This is a genomic window from Collinsella aerofaciens (assembly GCF_040915425.1).
Taxonomy (GTDB): domain Bacteria; phylum Actinomycetota; class Coriobacteriia; order Coriobacteriales; family Coriobacteriaceae; genus Collinsella; species Collinsella aerofaciens_BW.
This window is the reverse complement of the sequence record NZ_JBCPDN010000004.1, coordinates 59,337-65,890: the sequence shown is the minus strand read 5'-3', so window position 1 is coordinate 65,890 and position 6,554 is coordinate 59,337. Positions and strand designations below refer to the sequence as shown.

Genomic DNA, 6,554 nt, shown 5'->3' with positions numbered 1-6,554 from the left:
CCGAGGCCGTCAACCGGCTCGGGGACCGTGCCAGGCGGGCAGTTTGACTGGGGCGGTCGCCTCCTAAAGGGTAACGGAGGCGCGCGAAGGTCCGCTCGGGACGGTCGGCAACCGTCCTTTTGAATGCAAGAGTACAAGCGGGCTTGACTGCGAGGCCCACAAGCCGAGCAGGTGCGAAAGCAGGCTCTAGTGATCCGGCGGCCCCGAGTGGGTGGGCCGTCGCTCAACGGATAAAAGGTACTCCGGGGATAACAGGCTGATCTTGCCCAAGAGTCCACATCGACGGCAAGGTTTGGCACCTCGATGTCGGCTCATCGCATCCTGGGGCTGGAGCAGGTCCCAAGGGTACGGCTGTTCGCCGTTTAAAGCGGTACGCGAGCTGGGTTCAGAACGTCGTGAGACAGTTCGGTCCCTATCCTCCGTGGGCGCAGGAGAATCGATGGAGGCTGCCCCCAGTACGAGAGGACCGGGGTGGACGCACCTCCGGTGAACCGGTTGTCGACCAACGGCACGGCCGGGTAGCCGCGTGCGGCGCGGATAACCGCTGAAGGCATCTAAGCGGGAAGCCGTTCCAGGGATTAGTTCTCCTTCCGGTAAGGGCCCAGGTAGACTACCTGGTCGATAGACGGCAGGTGCAAGGGCGGCGACGTCCTCAGCCGAGCCGCACTAATCGCCCGAGCTCTTCCGGAACCGCACCTCGCGGCCCGCGGGACATGCGCTCACGCGCGGTCCGGGCACGAGGATGCCCCCGAGTCATCTTTCCTATGCGCCATGCGGCCCCCAGGGCACGTGTATGCGATACCGGACACCGTAACGGTGGGCGCCGCCCACCGGTCAGCGGCCAGAGCATGGGGGGCACGCCCGGTCCCGTTCCGAACCCGGAAGCTAAGCCCCATCGCGCCGAGAGTACTGCGGGGTCAGCCCGTGGGAGGCCAGGGCGCCGCTGACCGGTGGACGGCACCGAGCCGTACGCTTGAACTTAGAAGGGGGAGGCCTCGCGGCCTCCCCCTTTTTTGCGTATATACACGTTGTACTTCGGGATTTAGCTTCCCCGTATGCGCTCTTACTGTTTGGCTGTATTTTGAGTCCTTCTAGTGTATTTGAGCGATAATTACTCGCATTGGCGTTAGGGAGGGCTTGATGTTTACCGTTTTTGTCTTGGGCAATATTGCTTCGGGTAAGTCGACTGCCTGCCGCTATCTCAAATCTCATGGCGCCATGCTTATCGATCTGGATGAGCTTGCCAAATCGCTGTATGTGCCAGGCTCCGATATCGTCAATGCCCTCGCGGAAGAATTCGGTTGGGACATTCTGGACGGGGAGGGCGGCATTCGCCGCAATGTCCTTGCCGCTCGAGCTTTCGCCTCTCCTGATACAGTTGCGCGGCTCAATAGCATTGTGCACCCTGTTCTCATTGAGCAGCTTTCGCTGAGGATTCTCGATCCTGTTTGCTGTACGGTTTCGTCCCCCCGTTACCCCTTTGCGGTTGTCGAGGTTTCTGCCCCAACTGGTTTTGAGGATGCTTTTGGCCTGGCTGATGAAATTCTGGTTATCAGCGCCCCTTTAGCAGTTCGTCGCGAGCGTGCCATTCATCGTGGTATGGAGTCCTCTGATTTTGATGCGCGCTCTGCATGCCAACCTGATGAGGCTTCGCTTTGTAATCTCGCTACGACGGTAATCGATAATGCGGCTGGCGATAACTCGCTCTATGAACAACTGGACGCATGGCTTGCACGCCATGGCTTCGGGGATGTAGCGGATAAGGAGGAGGCCGATGCCTAAGACACGTTTCTTTACGTGGTATCGCGTGGCGCCACTTGCCGTTATGCTCGTCTTCGGTCTTATTTCGCTCGTCTACTCGTATGCCCCTGCCGTCTTCTTTAAGCCTTTGTATCCAATTGACTACGAGGCGTACGTAAAGCAATCGAGCATTTCGCACAATCTTGATCCGTATCTGGTGTGTGCTGTCATAAAGTCGGAATCGAATTGGGATCCCAAGGCTGAGTCGAATCAAGGCGCTCAGGGATTGATGCAGCTTATGCCCGAAACCGCTCAGGACATGATTGCCAAGGGCCTTGTCGACGGTGGCGAGTATTCGGCCGACAACCTTAACGATCCGGCTACGAATATCGAGTTTGGCTGTGCGTATCTCTCGTATCTTCTAGCGTATTTTAACGGGTCGACTGACAGTGCCATTGCCGCCTATAACGCCGGTATGGGCAATGTCGACGGATGGGCGCAGCAGAGTACGTCGCTTCATAATGCAATTACCTTTCCCGAGACGCAGGCGTATCTGATTCGTGTCAATAATGCCTGGGTTCGCTATAAGACCCTCTATCCCGACCGGTTCGTATAGGACTATGCCTGCCGCCTGCGTATACTGCAGATGTATGAGTTAGGAGTATCCATGGCGGATTTTGAAGTAGAACGCGTTGGTGGTGAACTTAAGCGCTTTGGCGTTGAAGGCGCTGAGGTGCCGTTTGAAGTCGTCTCTCCCTATGAGCCTGCCGGTTCCCAGCCTAAGGCCATTGAGTCGCTTGTGCAGGGCGTGAGGGACGGAGACCGCTATCAGGTTTTGCTGGGCGTGACTGGTTCGGGCAAGACCTTCACGATGGCAAAGACTATTGAGGCCCTGGGAAAGCCGACGCTGGTCATGGCTCCGAATAAAACGCTCGCCGCTCAGCTTGCGAGCGAGCTCAAAGAGTTCTTTCCCAACAACGCTGTGGTCTACTTCGTCTCGTACTACGACTACTATCAGCCCGAGGCGTATGTGCCGCAAAGCGATACATATATCGAGAAAGACTCCTCGATTAACGAAGAGGTTGAGATGCTGCGACATCAGGCGACCGCATCGCTGCTCTCTCGACGCGATGTGATCGTTGTCGCATCGGTCTCGTGTATCTATGGCATTGGCTCTCCTGAGGACTATGCGGGTCTGGCTCCAAACGTCGACAAAAAGGTGCCGCTCGAGCGCGATGACTTTATCCATGCGCTCATCGACATTCAATACGACCGCAATGACTATGATTTGGCGCGCGGTACCTTCCGCGTGCGCGGTGATGTCGTCGACGTGTATCCGCCCTATGCTGAGCATCCGTTGCGCTTTGAGTTCTTTGGCGACGAGGTCGAACTGATTGCCGAGATCGATGAGGTCACCGGTGAGATGCTGCGTGAGTACGAAGCGATTCCCGTGTGGCCGGCTTCGCACTACGTGACCGAGAAACCTAAGGTCAAGGCGGCCCTGAAATCGATCAGCGAAGAGTGCGAGAAGCGCGTGGCGGAGCTCAAGGCGACCGACAAGTTGCTCGAGGCTCAACGTCTGCAGCAGCGGACCGATTATGACCTCGAGATGCTCGAGACGATGGGCTTTTGCAACGGCATCGAGAACTACTCGCGCCATCTGGATGGACGTAAGCCGGGTGAGCCGCCGTTTACCTTGATCGACTACTTTCCCAAGGACATGCTTTGCATCATCGACGAGAGCCATGTGACGGTGCCGCAGATTCGCGGCATGCACGAAGGTGACCGTTCGCGTAAGGTGACCCTGGTGGAGCATGGTTTTCGCCTGCCCTCGGCGCTCGACAACCGTCCGCTTCGCTTCGATGAGTTTGAGGCAAGGATTCCGCAGTTCATCTACGTCTCGGCCACGCCGGGCGACTATGAGTTGCGCGTGAGTCAAAACGATGTTGAACAGATTATTCGTCCGACCGGCCTGCTCGACCCCAAGATCGATGTGCGTCCGGTTCGTGGGCAGATTGACGATCTTGAGGATGAGATTCGCGAGCGCGTTGCCCGCAAAGAGCGCGTGCTGGTGACCACGCTCACCAAGCGCATGGCCGAGGACCTGACCGACCACCTGCTTGATGCCGGCATTAAGGTCAACTACATGCACTCCGATACAGCGACGATGGACCGTGTCGAGATCCTGCGAACGCTGCGCGAGGGAAAGATTGATGTTCTCGTTGGCATCAACCTGCTCCGTGAGGGTCTAGACCTTCCTGAGGTCTCGCTGGTGGCAATTCTCGACGCTGACAAGGAAGGCTTCTTGCGCAACCGCCGTTCGTTGATTCAGACGATTGGTCGTGCGGCCCGTAATGCCGACGGCGAGGTTATCATGTATGCAGACGTTGTGACCGATTCGATGAAAGAAGCCATCGAGGAGACGCAACGCCGTCGCGAGATTCAGATGGCATATAACGAAGAGCATGGCATTGTGCCCAAGACGGTCCGCAAGGCCATTAACGACATTTCGAGCTTTATTGCCGAGGCCGAAAAGACTGTGGGCTCGAAGGGACGCTCGAAGGGCGACTCTCTGGGCCATGGTGCGTTCTACACGCCCGATGAAAACGGCGAGGGCGCCGCGCCGGAGACGGCGGCACCCGAGCAGACGCTTGCCGAGCAACTGGAAGGGCTACCGCATGACGAGCTCGTGCGGATTGTCGAGACCATGGAGGAAGACATGCGTAATGCTTCCGCCGCCATGGACTTTGAGGAGGCGGCACGTCTGCGCGATGCCGTCGTTCAGATTCGGGCGATGCTCGAGGGCGCATCTGAGGACGAAACGATTGAGCGCCTACGTTTGCAGGCCCGTAAGGGTTCTACGTTCGCTTCGGGCAGAAAACGCCAGGGCGCGCGATTTAAGAAATAGGGTACAGGCCCCGAGCTTCTCGTTGAGCTTGGGGCCTGTGTCTTTAGCACGCTAGAGGTCGGCGATTAGGGCCTCGGCGCACCGGATGCCATCGGTGGCGGCGCTCATGATGCCGCCGGCATATCCTGCTCCTTCGCCACAAGGGTAGAGGCCTGGGGTCGCCACGGCATGACACGCGCGATCTCGGGTGACGGTGACCGGGGAGCTCGAACGTGTCTCCACGCCGGTAAGCACGGCATCGGGGCGGTCGTAGCCCCGTAGCTTTTTCCCGAGCAGGGGAATTCCCAGGCGAAGCGACTCGACGATATGCTGCGGCAGGGCCTCGTCAATTGCCGTCCAAGTCACACCGAGCGGATAAGTGGGTTTAATTTTTCCACATGCCGCGCTGGGACGTTTTGCAAGGAAATCGCCGACGAGCTGTGCCGGTGCATTCCAGTTAGAGCCGCCTAGGCGATAGGCGGCCTGCTCACAGGTGCGCTGGAGTTCAACGCCTGCGAGCGGATCGTCGGTGGGAAGGTCGTCGGGCGTGACGTTAACGAGCAGGGCGGCATTTGCATTGCGTCCGTTACGGGCATTGAGGCTGGCCCCGTTGACGCACAGGTGGCCCGGCTCGGAAGAGGCGGCGACAACCTGCCCGCCGGGGCACATGCAAAACGAGAACACGCTGCGCTCGTTGGGAAGATGGGCGACGAGCTTGTAGGGGGCTGCTCCGAGGGCAGGATGCCCCGCCGAAGGGCCATATTGGGCTCGATCGATATCGAGCTGCGGGTGCTCGATGCGTACGCCCATGGCAAAGGTTTTTTGCGCGAGGGCTACGCCATGGTCCTTGAGGAGCTCGAATACGTCGCGGGCGGAATGGCCGCAGGCAAGGATAAGGTGCTTCGTGGCGATTTGCTCAGTCGCGGCATGTTGAGACGCCTGGACATCGACGCCGGTGATGGCGCCGGACGCGTCGGCGCGAATGTCAACGAGCTTTGTTCGATAGCGAACGACACCTCCGAGCCGTTCGATGCGCTGGGAAATATTGGTGACAACAGTGGGAAGGATGTCGGAACCAATATGCGGCTTGGCATCCCACAGAATGTCTCGGGGTGCGCCCGCTTCGACGAAGGTGTCCAGGATAAGGCGATGGGCGGGATTTTTGGTTCCCGTATTGAGCTTGCCATCCGAGAAAGTACCCGCACCGCCCAAGCCAAACTGGATATTGCTCTCGGGGTCGAGGATGCGCTCCTTTAGAAAGAGATCGATCGCATGCGAGCGGCGAAATGCTGGGTCGCCGCGCTCGATGAGCAAGGGCTTAAGACCCGCTTCGGCAAGGGTGAGTGCAGCGAAAAGGCCAGCGCATCCGGCGCCGACAACGACAGGGCGTTCTTGAGGTGCGTCGGAGACGGGGGAGGGGAATGAGGGCCCATCGTCCTCTATCGCGCGTACGCGCGAGCGGTCACGCTCGGCGACGCTGTCGACCGCTTCTCGCTCGAGGTGGGGACTAGTCAGCTCAACACGAAAACTCAGGATAAAATGGACGTCTCGTTTTTTGCGAGCGTCGATTGACTTGCGGTGGAGCTCGATGGACTTGATCTCGGAGTCCTTGCAACGTAGGACGCGCTTGGCGACTCGCTTGCCAACAATGAGGCAGGCATTTTCATCGCCGGCTTCATCGAGCGAAGCGTTGACTTGGGTGATTTCGATCATCGAGGTCTCCTTAGAGGCAAGAAAGAGGCCGTCCGGTATCCCAGACGGCCCGAATGCGTTTTTGATTATAGACTGCGCGGCTACAGGCTGCTTGCAGCGCGAATGCCCGAGAGCCATGCCCACGCAAGGTTAAAGCCTCCGCAATCGGCGTCGATGTCGAGCGCTTCGCCACAGACGTAAAGCGGGGCGTCGACAACGCTGCGCGCGCGTAGAC

At 58.7% G+C, this 6,554-nt stretch carries 4 protein-coding genes and 2 rRNA genes; 5 read left to right on the top strand and 1 reads right to left on the bottom strand.

The window, feature by feature from the left end:
• From AB5164_RS01325 to uvrB, 5 genes are all read left to right on the top strand, one after another.
• Positions 1 to 691: ribosomal RNA gene (locus AB5164_RS01325) — 23S ribosomal RNA — on the top strand; the annotation flags it as partial.
• Between the two features lie 142 nt (positions 692 to 833).
• Positions 834 to 949 (top strand): 5S ribosomal RNA (gene rrf / locus AB5164_RS01320).
• 191 nt (positions 950 to 1,140) lie between these two features.
• Positions 1,141 to 1,782, top strand: a complete 642-nt coding sequence (gene coaE, locus AB5164_RS01315) for a dephospho-CoA kinase (RefSeq protein WP_368142257.1) — start codon at positions 1,141 to 1,143, stop codon at positions 1,780 to 1,782.
• Positions 1,775 to 2,356 carry a lytic transglycosylase domain-containing protein gene (locus AB5164_RS01310; RefSeq protein WP_368142256.1) on the top strand — a complete coding sequence of 194 codons (582 nt, stop codon included), beginning with the start codon at positions 1,775 to 1,777 and terminating at the stop codon, positions 2,354 to 2,356. Before coaE ends, AB5164_RS01310 begins: the two co-directional genes overlap by 8 nt.
• 51 nt (positions 2,357 to 2,407) lie before the next feature.
• A complete protein-coding gene (uvrB, locus tag AB5164_RS01305; protein ID WP_368142255.1) occupies positions 2,408 to 4,648 on the top strand; it encodes an excinuclease ABC subunit UvrB in 2,241 nt (746 codons plus the stop codon).
• A gap of 51 nt (positions 4,649 to 4,699) precedes the next feature.
• Here uvrB and AB5164_RS01300 read toward each other — a convergent pair whose 3' ends face one another.
• On the bottom strand, positions 4,700 to 6,340 hold the full coding sequence (locus AB5164_RS01300) for an NAD(P)/FAD-dependent oxidoreductase (protein WP_368142254.1): 1,641 nt from the start codon (positions 6,338 to 6,340) through the stop codon (positions 4,700 to 4,702).
• Positions 6,341 to 6,554: the final 214 nt, after the last annotated feature.